General features: G+C 37.4%; 15 protein-coding genes and 1 pseudogene. 11 read left to right on the top strand and 5 right to left on the bottom strand.

The features are described from left to right. Positions 1–14: 14 nt before the first annotated feature. Positions 15–1,073: a hypothetical protein gene (locus ACSC97_RS10585; protein ID WP_004952703.1), complete on the bottom strand. Its 1,059-nt coding sequence runs from the start codon at positions 1,071–1,073 to the stop codon at positions 15–17. A 24-nt stretch (positions 1,074–1,097) separates the two neighbouring features. After that, positions 1,098–2,015, bottom strand: a complete 918-nt coding sequence (locus tag ACSC97_RS10580; RefSeq protein ID WP_042891287.1) for an acyltransferase — start codon at positions 2,013–2,015, stop codon at positions 1,098–1,100. A 387-nt stretch (positions 2,016–2,402) separates the two neighbouring features. Here ACSC97_RS10580 and ACSC97_RS10575 point away from each other — a divergent pair, with 387 nt between their 5' ends. From ACSC97_RS10575 to ACSC97_RS10530, 10 genes are all read left to right on the top strand, one after another. Then, positions 2,403–3,065 (top strand): OmpA family protein, encoded by a 663-nt coding sequence (locus ACSC97_RS10575; protein WP_004952706.1) that lies wholly within the window; start codon positions 2,403–2,405, stop codon positions 3,063–3,065. Between the two features lie 184 nt (positions 3,066–3,249). After that, positions 3,250–5,289, top strand: a complete 2,040-nt coding sequence (gene rep, locus ACSC97_RS10570; RefSeq protein WP_436660854.1) for a DNA helicase Rep — start codon at positions 3,250–3,252, stop codon at positions 5,287–5,289. 22 nt (positions 5,290–5,311) lie between these two features. Next, a complete protein-coding gene (gene dut, locus ACSC97_RS10565) occupies positions 5,312–5,764 on the top strand; it encodes a dUTP diphosphatase (RefSeq protein ID WP_099948236.1) in 453 nt (150 codons plus the stop codon). 191 nt (positions 5,765–5,955) lie between these two features. Further along, a complete protein-coding gene (locus ACSC97_RS10560; RefSeq protein ID WP_004960035.1) occupies positions 5,956–7,377 on the top strand; it encodes a phosphomannomutase/phosphoglucomutase in 1,422 nt (473 codons plus the stop codon). A gap of 12 nt (positions 7,378–7,389) precedes the next feature. Further along, positions 7,390–8,289, top strand: a complete 900-nt coding sequence (gene argB, locus ACSC97_RS10555; protein WP_004913920.1) for an acetylglutamate kinase — start codon at positions 7,390–7,392, stop codon at positions 8,287–8,289. A gap of 203 nt (positions 8,290–8,492) precedes the next feature. Next, positions 8,493–9,269 carry a GNAT family N-acetyltransferase gene (locus ACSC97_RS10550; RefSeq protein WP_436660851.1) on the top strand — a complete coding sequence of 259 codons (777 nt, stop codon included), beginning with the start codon at positions 8,493–8,495 and terminating at the stop codon, positions 9,267–9,269. Between the two features lie 101 nt (positions 9,270–9,370). Next, on the top strand, positions 9,371–10,219 hold the full coding sequence (locus tag ACSC97_RS10545; RefSeq protein ID WP_026057434.1) for a class II glutamine amidotransferase: 849 nt from the start codon (positions 9,371–9,373) through the stop codon (positions 10,217–10,219). 282 nt (positions 10,220–10,501) lie between these two features. Continuing rightward, positions 10,502–10,957 carry a bacteriohemerythrin gene (locus ACSC97_RS10540; protein ID WP_436660849.1) on the top strand — a complete coding sequence of 152 codons (456 nt, stop codon included), beginning with the start codon at positions 10,502–10,504 and terminating at the stop codon, positions 10,955–10,957. A gap of 238 nt (positions 10,958–11,195) precedes the next feature. Further along, a complete protein-coding gene (locus ACSC97_RS10535; RefSeq protein ID WP_436660847.1) occupies positions 11,196–12,275 on the top strand; it encodes a hypothetical protein in 1,080 nt (359 codons plus the stop codon). Further along, positions 12,275–12,598 (top strand): RnfH family protein, encoded by a 324-nt coding sequence (locus ACSC97_RS10530; protein ID WP_126131884.1) that lies wholly within the window; start codon positions 12,275–12,277, stop codon positions 12,596–12,598. The genes ACSC97_RS10535 and ACSC97_RS10530 overlap by 1 nt, the downstream gene beginning before the upstream one ends. 55 nt (positions 12,599–12,653) lie before the next feature. On the opposite strand, the gene ACSC97_RS10525 is transcribed toward ACSC97_RS10530, so the two are convergent. After that, entirely contained in the window at positions 12,654–13,052 is a 399-nt protein-coding gene (locus ACSC97_RS10525) for an outer membrane protein assembly factor BamE (RefSeq protein ID WP_004913908.1), read from the bottom strand. A gap of 111 nt (positions 13,053–13,163) precedes the next feature. Between ACSC97_RS10525 and fur the strand changes: the two genes are divergently transcribed. Beyond that, positions 13,164–13,601, top strand: a complete 438-nt coding sequence (gene fur, locus ACSC97_RS10520; protein ID WP_004952725.1) for a ferric iron uptake transcriptional regulator — start codon at positions 13,164–13,166, stop codon at positions 13,599–13,601. Between the two features lie 97 nt (positions 13,602–13,698). Here fur and ACSC97_RS10515 read toward each other — a convergent pair whose 3' ends face one another. After that, positions 13,699–14,817: a PilT/PilU family type 4a pilus ATPase gene (locus ACSC97_RS10515; RefSeq protein ID WP_004913902.1), complete on the bottom strand. Its 1,119-nt coding sequence runs from the start codon at positions 14,815–14,817 to the stop codon at positions 13,699–13,701. A 25-nt stretch (positions 14,818–14,842) separates the two neighbouring features. Further along, positions 14,843–15,373, bottom strand: a pseudogene (locus ACSC97_RS10510) (type IV pilus twitching motility protein PilT); the annotation flags it as partial. Positions 15,374–15,487 lie beyond the last annotated feature (114 nt).

Below are 15,487 nucleotides of genomic sequence, written 5' to 3'. Positions count from 1 at the left end.
AAATTTTCTTGTAATCACACTGCTTTTTTATCCAATTGATCATATTCATTTAATGTTTGTTGCCATTGTTTAACTTTGACTTGTTTTCGAATCGCTTCGAGGCTTTCATAGACTACTGATTCTACGAGTTCTTCTAAGTATTGGTTATCAATATTTAATTGACTGACTTTTTCTGCGATCAGTAAATAGTTTTCATTTGGACGTTCAAATGAGCCAACTGTGAACGGTTCAATCAAACCCGCGGTAATGTTTTCACCCAAACGTTGTCCGATACTTTGAATTTGTTGTTCTATACGACTGCCAACAATAGGAATTAGACGTAATAGTTGAGTCAGTTCAGGTGTATCTTCGATTGCTTGGTTAACAATATGACCTACTTTTTGAGTAATGATTGGTTGTTGCTGTTGTAAAGCTTTTGCGAGTGATTCTTGCAACATTGAAGATAGTGTCACAGTAAATAATTGACGATGATGATCGACTAGATCATGAATAATTTTTTTATGACTTGAGCTAGTATCCAGTTCGTGTTTAATGCCATCGATTACAGTGATCACAACCCGATCAGAAAGTTCTTCCATGACAACACGATAATAAAAAATTGCTTTTAAGCGGATGCTATCGGGTACAACTTTATATCCAAGCTCATGTAAACGATACGCGATAATCCCCGCACGGAATAAACGCAGAAAGCGAAAGTGGGGGATAATTGCAACAATTTCATACCAGTGAATAAATGGAAAGAACCACCAACGCGCGTGATGCTTTTGTATGATTGATAGTAGCCAACGAATCGCAAGCTCCACAATCAGGAAGATAATAAACCAAGCTTCGGTCGTGATAACCCATGGATGTAGATAGCTACGATAAAACTCTAAAACGCTATAGAGGTGAATGGTGTTAAAAAACCATTCACCAATATTACTCATCAGGAAAAAGTTCATTCCTAGACAGAACAAATTGAAAACAATAATAAAAACCATGAAAATGTCATAAATAAGAAACAGCTTGAAGAACTTACTGTTCGGATTAACATAGTTATATTTAGAGTTTTTATCAGTATCCTGCTGGGTCATCTTTCTGCTCAATCCTTGAAGAGATTATGAATTATATCTCGATTTGAGTTGACTAATAAGTTGATCTTTTTCAGTCCAGATTTGATCTACCCATTTCTGAAAGCGTTCACGATAAACTGCATCATCTTCGTAATTTCCACCCAAAACCCAATCAGGAATTTCAATTTTGCGTAAATCAACAGCAATGCTTGAAACGTCACCTAACCAAAAGTCCCCATAACCCGGTGCACCTTCAGGATAGACAATCGTCATATCCACTAATGCATCAATCTTGTCACCAAGTATGTTTAATGCTAGGGCTAAGCCACCCGCTTTGGGTTTAAGTAGATTCTTATAAGGTGATTGTTGTTGTGCATGTTTTTCAGGCGTAAATCGAGTACCTTCTAAATAATTGAGAAGGGTGAATGGCTGACTTAATAGTTGTTCACATGCCTTACGTGCTTCTAGCAAATCACGATGTTTGAGTTCAGGATTTTTAGCGATTTGTTCTTTGGTATGGCGTTTCATCATTGGGAAACCCAAGATTTTAAAAGCCTGACCTACAAAGGGAATAAAGATCAGCTCCCACTTTGTAAAAAAGCGAGTGAGGGGCATTCGACTCAAACCAAAATATTGATTTACCGTAGTATCCACCCAGCTTTGATGATTACAAATCATCATATAGCGACCTTGTAGATTGAGATCTAATTTTTCATCAATGGTGATGTCCCATTTTAGATTTGGTAAAACTTTCTCAATCAGTTGGTTGTTTACCCCAATCCAGCTATTGGCTAGTTGAATATTGGTTTCGTCTACTTTGGCAGATTTTTTGAATAATTTAGTGAGACCTAAAGCCAGAACAGGAGGTCCATGTAGAAATGTACTTCCTGTGATCACAGAACTAACAGTAAGACCTTTACTGACCTTTCGCAATAATGATGTTTTCTTATTCGCGGTAGACATAAATCGAACCTTGAGGCAGATGTTTTGAAAAGATGGATTAACTATAAACAACAGTGGTTTAAATACAACTGTATATTTATTGATATTGACATTTTTTTATATATTTAAACCATTTGAATTAATTTTTCTGTGCAGAAAACGTGAATCTGTCGCATATGTACAAATTTTAGTTTGTTTGCGAAGCTTATTCTAACTTATAAATTTCCTTGATTTCTTCACAATTGGATAAACATGAAGAAACTATGATTAAGTGGAAATGTAAAATGCATCAAAATATTACAAAAATACAAATAAACTGTTTATTATTAACAAAATATCAATGGTCTAGCTGAATTTTCTCATTCATTATCTGTTCAGACAACAAAATACATAGACAGGAGCTACGCGATGCGTGCATTAGTTATTTCAACACTCGTAGGGGCTGGATTGGTACTTTCTGGTTGCCAAACAATGAGCGGACAAGGTAATGATATCGGCGGTGTTTCATACGACAAAGCTGCTTTAGGTACATTAATTGGTGCAGCTGCAGGTTATGGTATCTCTAAAGGTAATGCTAACTCTTCTTCACAAAACAACCGCGCAGCAGCGATTGGTGCAATCCTTGGTGGTGCGAGTGGTTTATATCTCGATAATAAAGAGAAAAAATTACGTGCTCAAATGGCTGGTACTGGTGTAGAAGTTGGCCGTAACCCAGATGGTTCTGTTCAGTTGATCATGCCTGGTAGCATCACGTTTGATACAAATAAATCAAACATCAAACCAAACTTCTACGGCACTTTAAACAAAGTGGCGCAAACTTTAGCTGAAGATAACAAGAGCGCAATCTTAGTTACTGGCTACACAGACAATACTGGTAATGATTCAATCAATATCCCATTGTCTCAAGCACGTGCTCAATCAGTTAAAAACTATTTAGCAAGCCAAGGTGTTTCAAGCAGCCGTATTGATGCACAAGGTTTAGGTTCTTCTAATCCTATCGCTTCAAACGCAACTGCGGCAGGTAAAGAACAAAACCGCCGTGTTGAAATCAGTATTTATGCTAAACAGTAATTAATACTGCTGTGAAAAGACCACCTTCGGGTGGTTTTTTTATTGCCGAGTTTTTAGTACGACGAATGGTGACGCCATCTTGGAGTAAGACATCATAATTTATACATATCCTCAAATTTATTATTGGGATTCTAAAAAATAGATGTCTATAATCATGCTCGAAAACGTGAGAGGTATTACAACGATGTCATCTGCCAGTCAACTCAATGACAAGCAACTTGAAGCCATGAAATATGTTCAGGGGCCATTGTTGGTGCTTGCAGGTGCAGGCTCGGGTAAGACTTCTGTAATCACTCGAAAGATCGCTTTTCTAGTTCAACAATGTGGTATTCCTGCGCATCGTATTACTGCGATGACTTTTACCAATAAAGCTGCACGTGAAATGAAAGAGCGTGTCGGTAAGTTGCTTTCACGTGATGAAGCCAAAGGGCTTTCAGTCTCTACATTCCACACATTTGGTTTGAATTTGCTTCGAATAGAGTTAAAACATTTACCTTTAAAAGCGAATTTTTCGATTTTGGATGCAGATGATTGCAAAAGAATCCTGATGGATCTAATGCAGCGTGACAACCTATCTGGAGCAGAAAGTAAAGAACTGATCGCGAAAGCCATGAAGAAAATCTCGGATTGGAAAAATGATCTGGTCATACCTGAGCAAGCTCATTCAACATGTGAAACACCTGAAGACGTTCAGCTTGCTCATTTGTATCAACTTTATGAACGTAATTTGAGAGCTTATAACGCTGTAGATTTTGATGACTTGATCGTAATGCCGACACGATTGCTTCAGGAAAATGCTGAGGTTCGTGATAAATGGCAAAATCGTGTTCGTTACTTACTCGTCGATGAATATCAAGATACCAATACAGCACAATATACCTTAGTGAAATTGCTTGTTGGGGTGATGGGGCAGTTTACTGCGGTAGGTGACGACGATCAGTCGATTTACGCTTGGCGTGGTGCAAAGCCTGAAAACATGGCTTTATTAAAAGATGATTTCCATAATCTTAAAGTAATCAAGCTTGAGCAAAACTATCGTTCTACCAGTCGAATTTTAAAAGCGGCAAATGCTGTCATTGAAAATAACCCTCATATCTTTGATAAAAAGTTATGGAGTGATAAAGGGCACGGTGAAACCATCCGTGTCATCACGTGTTTAAATGATGATGATGAAGCTGAACGCGTAGTTAAAGATTTAATTACGCATAAATTGATGAATGGAAAAAATTGGAAAGATTACGCGATTCTGTATCGTGGTAATTTCCAAGCACGTGTTCTTGAAACGCAACTGCGTCAGATGCAAATTCCATATAAATTGTCAGGTGGTCAATCATTCTTCGCCCGTGCTGAGATTAAAGATGTAATGAGTTACTTACGTCTCATTATCAATCCCGAAGATGACAGTGCCTTTTTACGTATTATTAATACTCCGAAGCGTGCAATTGGCCCTGTCACATTAGAAAAGTTAGGCCTATTTGCTCAAGAAAATACCCTATCTTTATTGACAGCATCTTCTGATCAACGTCTTGCCATGGTTTTACCTAAAAAAGCGGCGACTCAATTACATGAGTTTGCAGACTTTATTGCGACTTTTACACGTGAACTGTTAGATGATGACGAACCAGTACCTAAAGTACGTCAAATGATCAACGAAGCAGGCTACATTGATTATGTTCGTGAGCAAGCTGCAACGCCAGCTCAAGAAAAAACGAAGATCGATAATATTGAAAGCCTGTACACAAGTATCCAAAACTTAATTAATCGTACAGACGATGTCGATGAAAAAAATATTGAAAGTGTCATTCGTAAATTGGTTCTTCTAGATATGTTGGAGCAGCAACAAGAAGAAGAAGATACAGATAAAGTCAATTTGTTGACATTGCATGCTGCGAAAGGTTTGGAATTTCCATACGTCTACATGATTGGTTTAGAAGAAGAGTTATTGCCACATAAGAACTCGATTGCGTCTGAAACCATTGAAGAAGAACGCCGTCTGATGTACGTAGGGATTACCCGTGCGCGTCAAGGTCTAACATTAACGCTTGCAGAGCAACGTAAGAATGGCGGTCAAATGCGACAAATGACTCCGAGTCGTTTTTTAGATGAATTACCACAAGATGATTTAGAGTGGCATGGTCGTAAAAAGAAACTAGCACCAAATGTTGACCCTAAAGAACAGGCTCAACAGTATCTTGCCAACTTAAAAGCATTATTGAAACGTTAAAGATTATTTGTAGGAAGTTGTAATGAAAGTTCAAGTTAAAGTATTAGATGCACGTTTAGGTCAAGAATGGGCATTGCCATCGTACGCAACAACAGGTTCAGCTGGCTTAGATTTGCGTGCATGTTTAGATGACGCAATTGAAATTGCTGCGGGTGAAACGGTTTTAGTCAAAACAGGCTTGGCGATTTACATCGAAGATCCAAACTTTGCGGGATTAATTTTACCGCGTTCGGGTCTTGGGCATAAACATGGTATTGTATTGGGTAATTTAGTCGGTTTGATTGATTCAGACTACCAAGGCGAACTGATGGTTTCAGTTTGGAACCGTGGAAAAAATACATTCCGCCTAGAGCCAGGCGAGCGTTTGGCGCAATATGTACTCGTTCCTGTCGTTCAAGCAGAGTTCGAACAAGTGAATGAATTTGTTGCTACAGAGCGCGGAGCAGGTGGTTTTGGACATACTGGTCAACAGTAATTCCCAAGCCTTATTATTTTAAATGCAATGTTTAACTGAAAAACATTGCATTTTTCATATTGATTGTTATTTGAATTTATATTAAAAGCAGCTGATTAATTATTTTAATTTTTCTGAACAAGGGTTAATTAATTTCTTAATAGTTTAAGTTTTTTTTAATAATCGAATGATTATAAGAATAGGGGCTTGCTGTGAATATAAAACATACGTTTCCTCTGAATATTTTTCGTGCCTATGACATCCGTGGAAAGCTTTCTAACCTTACGCCCACGATAATTCGTTCAATTGCGCATGCATTAGCATTTCAATATAAAAAATATGATCAACATCAAATTGTTATTGGATATGATGCAAGATTAACTAGTCCGACTTATGCTGATATTCTACAGCATATATTGGAAAAACAAGGTTTTGAAGTTATTAATATCGGGTGCTGCTCATCACCAATGATGTATTACATTGCGCGTGATTTTGGTGGTAACGGTATTATGGTGACGGCTAGTCACAATCCTAAGTCTGATAATGGAATTAAATGGATTTTAAAAGGTGAGCCACCTAGTCCAGAAGTGATTCAAGAAGTTGGGCTGTTTGCTCAAAATATACCTATTAAGGTAGATTATCAAATTCGAGATGAGACAATTACTCATCAAGTAATTCCTCATTATTGTTTACAATATCAACAATCTTTGCTCGATGATATTCAACTTGCGAGACCATTGAAGGTTGTTTTGGATGGCTTACATGGCTCAGCTGGACGATGTGCTAAAGTTGTACTGGAAAAGCTTGGTTGCGACGTGATTGCATTACGTTGTGACGCAAATGGTCATTTTCCTGATCATGCACCTGACCCATCGCATGCTGAACACTTGAGACGTCTACAACAATTTATTATTGAACATCAAGCAGATATTGGAATTGCGTTAGACGGTGATGGCGATCGAGTCGTTTTGCTAGATGAAAATGCCACGATTATTAGTCCTGATCGTTTGCTTTCTTTATTTGCACAAATGTGCTTAGAAAATCATCCCCAAAAAGAAATTGTATTTGATGTCAAATGCTCACAAATGGTTGCTAATACAGTCCAACAATTAGGTGGGCAAGCCAAAATGATTCGCACGGGAAGTAGTTTTTTACGAACTTATTTAACGCAATCAAATGGTGCTGCTGTATTTGGTGGTGAATATGCTGGGCATTATGTTTTCAATGATGGTCGTGGTTTTGGTTATGATGATGGTCTATATGCTGCACTACGTGTTATGGAATATCTCACCCATTCAAGTTCAGCAAATTTATCTGCATTGCTAAAACAATATCCTGAGCGTTGCTGTACCGAAGATACTTATATTAGTACCCATGATATTAATCCATTAAGTGTTTTAAATGAAATTGAAACTCTAAGTCAGGATTTAGGTGCACAGTTAAGTAAAATTGATGGTGTAAGACTTGATTTTAATGATGGTTTTGGCATTATTCGAGCATCCAATACAGGTGAGTATTTTACTGTCCGTTTTGATGCAGATCATCCAGATCGGTTAGTTGAAATTCGCGATAAATTTGTTTCTATGTTGCAAACTCGATATCCACAAATTGCACAAGAACTAGCACAGGCTTAAAAGGAGAGGCATATGCCACATGAGCATATCGGCATTGATAAAGCTAAAATTTTAATTGAAGCTTTGCCGTATATCCAACGTTTTGCAGGTAAAACGTTGGTTGTTAAATATGGTGGCAATGCAATGACAGATCCTGAGTTGGAAAGCTCATTTGCTCGTGACATCGTGTTATTAAAAACTGTAGGACTTAATCCAATTGTTGTACATGGAGGTGGTCCACAAGTTGACTCTTTGCTTAAACGTCTTGGGCAAGAATCTGATCGTATTGATGGCATGCGTGTAACTGACCAAGCAACGATGGAAGTTGTTGAAATGGTTTTAGGCGGTAGTGTAAACAAATCAATCGTGAATTTGATCAATCAACATGGCGGACGTGCAATTGGTTTAACCGGTAAAGATGGTAATTTACTTCGTGCGCGTAAACTGCTCATGGAAAAACAAGAAGCTGATGGTTCGGTTTCACAAATTGATTTAGGTATGGTGGGTGAAGTCACTGGCGTTAAAACAGATGTTCTAGAGATGTTTACACAAGGTGATTTTATTCCTGTGATTGCACCATTAGGTGTCGATGAAGAAGGTAATACTTATAACATTAATGCCGATTTGGTCGCTGGTAAGGTTGCTGAAGCTTTAGGTGCGGAGAAGCTAATTTTATTAACAAACATCACTGGCGTTTTAGACGAAAATAAAAACTTATTGACAGGTTTGACCACTCAAGAAGTTGATCGTCTCATTGAAACAGGTGTGATCTATGGCGGTATGATTCCGAAAGTAGGTTGTGCACTAGATGCAGTAAAAGGTGGTGTGGTTAGTGCGCATATTGTTGATGGTCGTGTACCGCATGCAACATTGTTAGAAATTTTTACTGATCATGGTGTAGGTACATTAATTACCAATCGTGCGAAGCATTAAGTTTTAAATCTTTCTTATCCTCCCTTTTATTCGTATAGAAGGGAGGATTTTATTTATAGTTCTTCAATTCAAATTTTGTACTGTGTCTCAAAGACTCTTTTAAAAAAGTCAGCGTAAATGACCGTCATCATCTCTTCATTTTTCATTCACTAAAATGTCATTAATAGGATTTAAGGTGATTCTAGTCATAAGGAGCTTTCATTATGCTAGAAAAATTAAATCAGTATCGTCAAAATTTGACCTTACCTTTACGTCAAAAACCAGCTCAAAATCAGTATCGCTTTGAATGGGTTGACACTTTAAAAGAATTACAAGACGTACAACGTTTTAGAGCAAAACAATTTTCACATCAATTTGGCTTAACTTTTGAAGATGATCTTGATCAAGATCTTTATGATTTTGCTTGTGAACATGCGGTATTGAGAGATAAATGGTCGGGTGAAATTGTTGCCTATACACGACTTAAATTATTTCAAGGATATGAGATTGGGCAGAGTTATAGTGCTCAAGAGTTCGAGATCGTTCCACATTTATCACATTTACCGAGTATTGTTGAAATCGGACGTACTTGCGTGCATCCACAATTCCGCTCTGGTAAAGCTTTGTCGATGCTTTGGCTAAACATGGCACCAAAAATTCTTTGGTCGATGCGTGCAAAATATTTGATGGGTTGCGTAAGTATTCATCTCGAAGATAACTTAGCCCGTACTTATTACACGCACCGTCAGATTCAACAGCTTGAGGATCATCAAACTATCGACATTCGCTCAAAGCGAGCGTTTGAACCTGAGCGTCCTGATTATAGTTTTCCGCAGGATGAACGCATGCCGAAATTATTTCAGACTTATCTAGGGATGCAATCAAAGTTGTCAAAAGAAGCATTTTTTGATGAGGAATTTAAGTGCTTAGATTACTTTGTTTTTCTTGAAGTAAATAAGATCGCAACCTCATTTGTCATGAATAAAATGGTTCAGCGCTAACTAGATTTAGCATTCATCTTTGAATATTGAGCACATATTGAGATTTACAATACATCCGTACCTCATGCACAATAGGCATAGATGTTAAATAGTTCAAAGATATGTGCCAGCTATTAGGAATGAATTGCGCAACACCCACTGATATCACTTTCTCTTTTCGTGGTTTTTCCCAACGAGCAGGTGTGACATCAGACCATTGTGATGGTTTTGGCATTGCTTTTTTTGAAGATAAAGCTTGTCGTTTATTCGTCGATAATCAGTCGGCAGTTGAGTCACCTATCGCAGATCTTGTTCGTAATTATCCAATCAAATCTCGAAATGTGATTGCGCACATTCGCAAAGCCACCCAAGGTAAAATTACTCTAGAGAACTCTCATCCTTTTTTAAGAGAGCTGTGGGGCAGACATTGGATTTTTGCCCACAATGGTGATTTGCATGATTTTTCCCCTAGATTAAGTGGACGCTTTGAACCTGTTGGAAATACGGATAGTGAAAGAGCTTTTTGTTATTTGCTCGATCAAATGGTAGAGACATTTGGATATGTTGAACCTTCACTTGATGATTTGTTTGCATTATTAGAACACTTATCTCCTCAGATCGCTGAACACGGTACATTTAACTTTTGTTTGTCTAATGGACAGGCGTTATATACTTATGCCACGACAAAGTTACATTGGTTAGTTCGAGAATATCCTTTCCAACATGCTCATCTGATTGATTTGGATGTAGAGGTTGATTTTAGTCAAGTCACCACACCAGAAGATCGTGTTGCGGTAATTACTACTGAACCATTAACACATAATGAAACATGGACTGCGTATCAAGCTGGGGAAATGGTTTTATTTAAAGAAGGTAAGCCAATTAAACATGCTTTGACTCGCGTAGATCGTCTAATCCGTGAAGCGAATGATCCGAGCTTAAAAAGAATAACCAAGGCAGATCAATATTAGAATAATATGCTTATAATAAATAGTAATATTTAATTTATTTATATAATACTTAGGGCTTTTAAAGTCGATAATTTTAATCAGGTTTTTAGCTAATTTATATACTTTGGTTAAAAAATACTTGAGTGTTTTAATAGGTGAAAATATTAAATTAAATGTAAAACAATAAGTTAAATTATTTGTATGAAAAAAAACAAAATCTGACAAAAATGCTTTGTTTTTATTTATTTTTTTTACCGATATTATGTTCTTATTCAATAAATATGCTTGAGTTTGGGGTTCGATATGGGTTTGAAATGGTCTGTCGAATATAATACAGGAATAGATGTTATTGATGATCAGCATCGCCGTATTCTAGATTATATTAATGAAATGGCTGATTTAAAACACTCTCATGATCGAGTGAAAATGAAAGAAGTTTTGGACAATATTATTGACTATACGCAATCTCATTTTACTTTTGAAGAAAGTTTACAAGAAGAAGCAAACTACAAATATCGTGTACCACATAAACGAGTTCATGATTTATTTATCAAAAAAATAGAAACTTATCGTGAACGTTTTGAATTAGGGCATGAAATTGATAAAGAATTACATGAGGCTTTGTCAAAATGGTTAATTAATCATATTCGTCATGATGATGCGGATTATGTAGGTGCTGTCAAAGAAAATATGATGGGAATTATTAAGGAAAATGAAAAGAAAAAGGGAAAAAACTGGTTTTCTAGATTTTTCTCATAATAATAAAAAACGACTCTCTAGATGATAAAAACAATAAGGAAAATATGAGTGAAAATAGAGAGTCTTATAAAAACAATAACAACTCGTGCGCGGCAAATCATCTGAGATGGTGATTTGCCTTTTTATTTCGACATCTTTTGTTTTGATTTTCAGACAGGAGAAAGGCAAAATAGATTGAATATTTCATTGCAAACTCCATAAAACGCAATGAGTTCAAAGATTTTTCAAGGAATGCATTATGCAGGACACAACTCTGTCACGCTGGTTTGCACCAGTGATGGCGTTTTGCTTATCTTTTGTCATGATCACAACACTAGCACCAACTCTAGGTATTCAAATTGAGCGTCAATTTGATTTTTGGTTACTTTGGTTGGGAACGATGATTTTATTGGCACTACCGATTGGTTATCTTGAAATTGCTTTAGCAAAACGTTCTAAAGTTACCGCTTTGCAGGCTTTATCAAATCTAACACGTGAGGCTGATGCATCTCCAAAATGGCGTGTAGTTGGTTGGTTGGCTGTAGTATTAGTGCCATTTTTTGCTGGTAGTATTTTATTTTCGGCATCTGATATTTTAGTTCAACAACAATTTGGCGTATCGAATCAAATCATTTTCGCTGGGCTTGCAGTGATTGCACTCGGATTATCTTTTATTCCACGTCAATTCCTAATTGCTTTAACGACTTTGGGTGTAATTGCATCTCTAGTGTTGGCAAATGTATTTGGAACTCAATTACAAGCGTGGCATTGGACTGGTATTGAATTTAAAGAGTGGGGCAATGCAACTGTTCTTGCGCTTGTGGCGAGTGGATTAGGGTTAGGATTGTATTGGCAAAACAGCCTTGCCACAGTTCGTCAACAAGAAGCCGCGACTTCAGTTGTATTACCGATCTGGTTAGCTCAATTACTTGCAGTTGTAGCGTTTGGATTTTTCTCTCTCAAAGTTGAGATCCCTGCTTTTGCATGGTTATTTGCTGCATTGGTATCTGCTGCTTTATTAATGCAACTTGCAAAAGAACAACTGGCTCAACGTCAACTAGCTCCAGCAATTCAATGGGTGATCATCGTTGCTGCAATTGCAGTTTGGGCTGCACCTCAGCTAAGTTCGATTTTCAATCTTCTATTGATTGTTTGGGGATTAATTGTTTGTTTGGTTTATGCAATTTTTGCTGGTTGGATTATGAAAATCAGCCATTTGCGTAAATCTATGGGTTTCAGTAATGAGCTATTCTATAACTTATGGCGTATCGCTGTTCGTTTAGTTCTACCACTGTCGATTGTAATTGCTATTGTTGCTGTAATTGGACAATGGATCTAATGAAATCTAATGCATGTGTATGGGTCGCTTATGCGACACCTGAGCAACAATTTCATTTAGAAGTTGATTTCCTAGAAGGAATGACGGCTGAACAAGCGATTATTGCTAGCGGATTAGCCGAGCAGGTGACTTTACCTGAGAAACTTCATTTGGGCGTGTTTGGTATCAAAATACAGCCAGACACTCAGCTTCAGATCGGAGATCGGGTTGAAATCTATCGTTCTTTAACAATTAATCCTAAAGACATCCGTCGCAAACGTGCTGCAAAGAATCCAGTTGGGCGTTTTGCGAAAGGTAATCGATTTAGACCATCAAGTTCATAAATAAAACCCCTCAAGGATCAATCCATGAGGGGTTTATTTTTATAATCTAAAGCCGTTATAGTGGCGGCGCTGTTAAGATCGCTTCTTTAGATGCTGGTAAACCAGGTTGTGACTCTGGAATTGTATCTAAACCTTCAATGCGTTCAACATTACCATTTGCATCAAAGTAAATTTTTAAATGTTGTCCATGTGCCGCAGGTATTTTTGCCTTTTTGGCATATGTACCAGGGATATAGTTGTAAATATAGTCCCAACGTAATGGATTCAGTGGATCAGTAACCGTTGGACTACCCAACAAGAAGCGAACTTGCTGAAAGCTCATGCCTACTTGTACTTGAGATGCTTGTGCTTTGGTTAACGGTGTTCCTTGTGGAATATCAACTTTATAAACACCAAAGACTGAACAACCGCTAAGTACTGAAGTGACGAATAACGCCAGCATGATTTTTTGCATTTTGCTACACTATCCTGATAAATGATGATGCATTTGATTCAAGGATAGATCATACTGCATCTAAACTCTATTGCCTATTCCAACTTAAGATTTGTTGAGAGACCTTTTTTCATGCCTATTTCCAACCAAGACTTACGCAAAGCTGGACTTAAAGTTACCCTTCCTCGTATTAAGATTTTGGAATTATTAGAAAATTCGAAACAACATCATTTAAGTGCAGAAGATATTTATAAAACTTTGCTTGAACAAGGTGAAGATGTTGGTTTAGCGACAGTTTACCGTGTATTAACACAATTTGAAGCTGCAGGAATTATCCAACGTCATCATTTTGAAAATAATCATTCAGTTTTTGAAATCATGCAAGAAGATCATCATGATCACTTAGTATGTTTAAACTGTAATAAAGTTATTGAATTTACTAATGATGTTATTGAAAAAGAACAACATTCTGTAGCTGATCAGCATGGTTTTACTTTGACAGGACACTCATTAAATTTATATGGGTACTGTAGTAATCAAGAATGCAAAGATGCTTATCGTAAGAAATAAGTGTTGTTTCAGTAAAGATAGAAATTTTCACTGAAATAAAACAAATAAAAAAAGGAAGGTTACAAAAACCTTCCTTTTTTTAATGATTTGAGAGAGCTTATTGACCATCAAATGTAATGTTGCGACTTGCACTTAACAATTGATCTGCACCTTCTTCAGAAAGTTTAATGGTGAGACGTAAATCGTTTGGTGAGTCTGCATGTTTAAGCGCATCTTTATACGTGATTTCACCAGCTTTATATAAATCATAAAGCGCTTGGTCAAATGTTTGCATGCCCAATTCGCGCGAGCGTTTCATGAGGTCTTTAATCTCATGAATTTCACCTTTACGGATATAATCTGATAGTAACGGTGTATTAATTAGAATTTCGATAGCTGCTCGGCGTGAATTTCCATCAGGCGTTGGAATTAACTGTTGAGCAACCATTGCTCTTAGATTGAGCGATAAATCCATATGTAGTTGAGCATGACGGTCAGCTTCAAAGAAGTGAATAATACGGTCTAATGCTTGGTTAGCGTTATTCGCGTGAAGTGTAGCAAGTACTAAGTGACCTGTTTCTGCGAAAGCAATCGCATAGTCCATTGTTTCACGAGAGCGAATCTCACCAATCAAGATCACATCGGGTGCTTGACGAAGTGTATTTTTCAAGGCTACTTCAAAAGAGTCTGTATCAATACCGACTTCTCGTTGAGTCACAATACAACCCGCGTGTTGGTGTACAAACTCGATCGGGTCTTCAATGGTGATGATATGACCTTTAGAGTTTTGATTACGATATCCGATCATTGACGCGAGCGAGGTTGATTTACCTGTACCTGTTGCACCAACAAAGATAATGATGCCACGTTTGGTCATCGCTAAATCTTTGAGGATTGCAGGTAGTTTTAATTCATCCATCGTTGGAATAACCGTTTCGATACGACGTAATACCATGCCTGGCATATCACGTTGTTGGAACGCGCTCACACGAAAACGCGCTGTTTTCTCACGGTTCATAATTGCGAAGTTACACTCGCGAGTATCTTCGAATTCTTTACGTTGTTTATCACTCATGATTGAGTGTAATAACTGACCTACAATCTCGCCTGAAAGTTTTGCTTTAGCCACAGGAACAATCTGACCGTTGATTTTCATTGAAGGTTCAACATCAGCGGTAACAAATAAATCCGAAGCACTTTGTTCAATCATTAGATTGAGTAAATCATTAAAATCCATATGCTTTCCCCATTAATTTTAGTTTTTATAGGAATGATTCAGGTTGTTTAGCAACTGTACGAGCTGTTTGAGGGCTAATGACGCCTCTCGAAACTAAGTTTTTAAGACTTTGATCGAGTGTGGTCATGCCGTAGTTAGCACCTGTCTGAATCGCAGAGTACATCTGTGCAACTTTGTTTTCACGAACAAGGTTACGAATCGCAGGAATACCGATCATGATCTCATGCGCTGCAACACGACCACCGCCATTCTTTTTCAACAATGTTTGTGAAATAACTGCTTGTAATGATTCGGACAACATCGCGCGAACCATATCTTTTTCTTCGGCAGGGAATACGTCGATCACACGGTCAATGGTTTTTGCTGCTGAGGTGGTATGCAGAGTACCAAATACTAAGTGACCTGTTTCTGCTGCGGTTAGAGCAAGACGAATTGTCTCTAAATCACGCATCTCACCGACTAGGATAATATCAGGGTCTTCACGAAGGGCTGAACGAAGTGCTTCGTTAAAGCCATGTGTATCACGATGCACTTCACGCTGGTTAATCAAACATTTCTAGGACTTACGCATTGACGGATTCAAAAAAGTATTAAAATAGTTTATAAAGTATCTGTGATCAGACGAACTAAACATGCTTCTACAGCAACTTGTACATTACCCATTTATATG

This window comes from Acinetobacter sp. P1(2025) (genome assembly GCF_051390655.1).
Lineage (GTDB): Bacteria > Pseudomonadota > Gammaproteobacteria > Pseudomonadales > Moraxellaceae > Acinetobacter > Acinetobacter junii.
This window is presented reverse-complemented; position numbering and strand designations above follow the sequence as displayed.

Bases quoted from the DNA above. Each gene is read 5' to 3' on its own strand.
- ACSC97_RS10585 (WP_004952703.1), bottom strand. From the start codon at position 1,073: ATGACCCAGCAGGATACTGATAAAAACTCTAAATATAACTATGTTAAT.
- ACSC97_RS10580 (WP_042891287.1), bottom strand. From the start codon at position 2,015: ATGTCTACCGCGAATAAGAAAACATCATTATTGCGAAAGGTCAGTAAA.
- ACSC97_RS10575 (WP_004952706.1), top strand. From the start codon at position 2,403: ATGCGTGCATTAGTTATTTCAACACTCGTAGGGGCTGGATTGGTACTT.
- rep (WP_436660854.1), top strand. From the start codon at position 3,250: ATGTCATCTGCCAGTCAACTCAATGACAAGCAACTTGAAGCCATGAAA.
- dut (WP_099948236.1), top strand. From the start codon at position 5,312: ATGAAAGTTCAAGTTAAAGTATTAGATGCACGTTTAGGTCAAGAATGG.
- argB (WP_004913920.1), top strand. From the start codon at position 7,390: ATGCCACATGAGCATATCGGCATTGATAAAGCTAAAATTTTAATTGAA.
- ACSC97_RS10550 (WP_436660851.1), top strand. From the start codon at position 8,493: ATGCTAGAAAAATTAAATCAGTATCGTCAAAATTTGACCTTACCTTTA.
- ACSC97_RS10545 (WP_026057434.1), top strand. From the start codon at position 9,371: ATGTGCCAGCTATTAGGAATGAATTGCGCAACACCCACTGATATCACT.
- ACSC97_RS10540 (WP_436660849.1), top strand. From the start codon at position 10,502: ATGGGTTTGAAATGGTCTGTCGAATATAATACAGGAATAGATGTTATT.
- ACSC97_RS10535 (WP_436660847.1), top strand. From the start codon at position 11,196: ATGCAGGACACAACTCTGTCACGCTGGTTTGCACCAGTGATGGCGTTT.
- ACSC97_RS10530 (WP_126131884.1), top strand. From the start codon at position 12,275: ATGAAATCTAATGCATGTGTATGGGTCGCTTATGCGACACCTGAGCAA.
- ACSC97_RS10525 (WP_004913908.1), bottom strand. From the start codon at position 13,052: ATGCAAAAAATCATGCTGGCGTTATTCGTCACTTCAGTACTTAGCGGT.
- fur (WP_004952725.1), top strand. From the start codon at position 13,164: ATGCCTATTTCCAACCAAGACTTACGCAAAGCTGGACTTAAAGTTACC.
- ACSC97_RS10515 (WP_004913902.1), bottom strand. From the start codon at position 14,817: ATGGATTTTAATGATTTACTCAATCTAATGATTGAACAAAGTGCTTCG.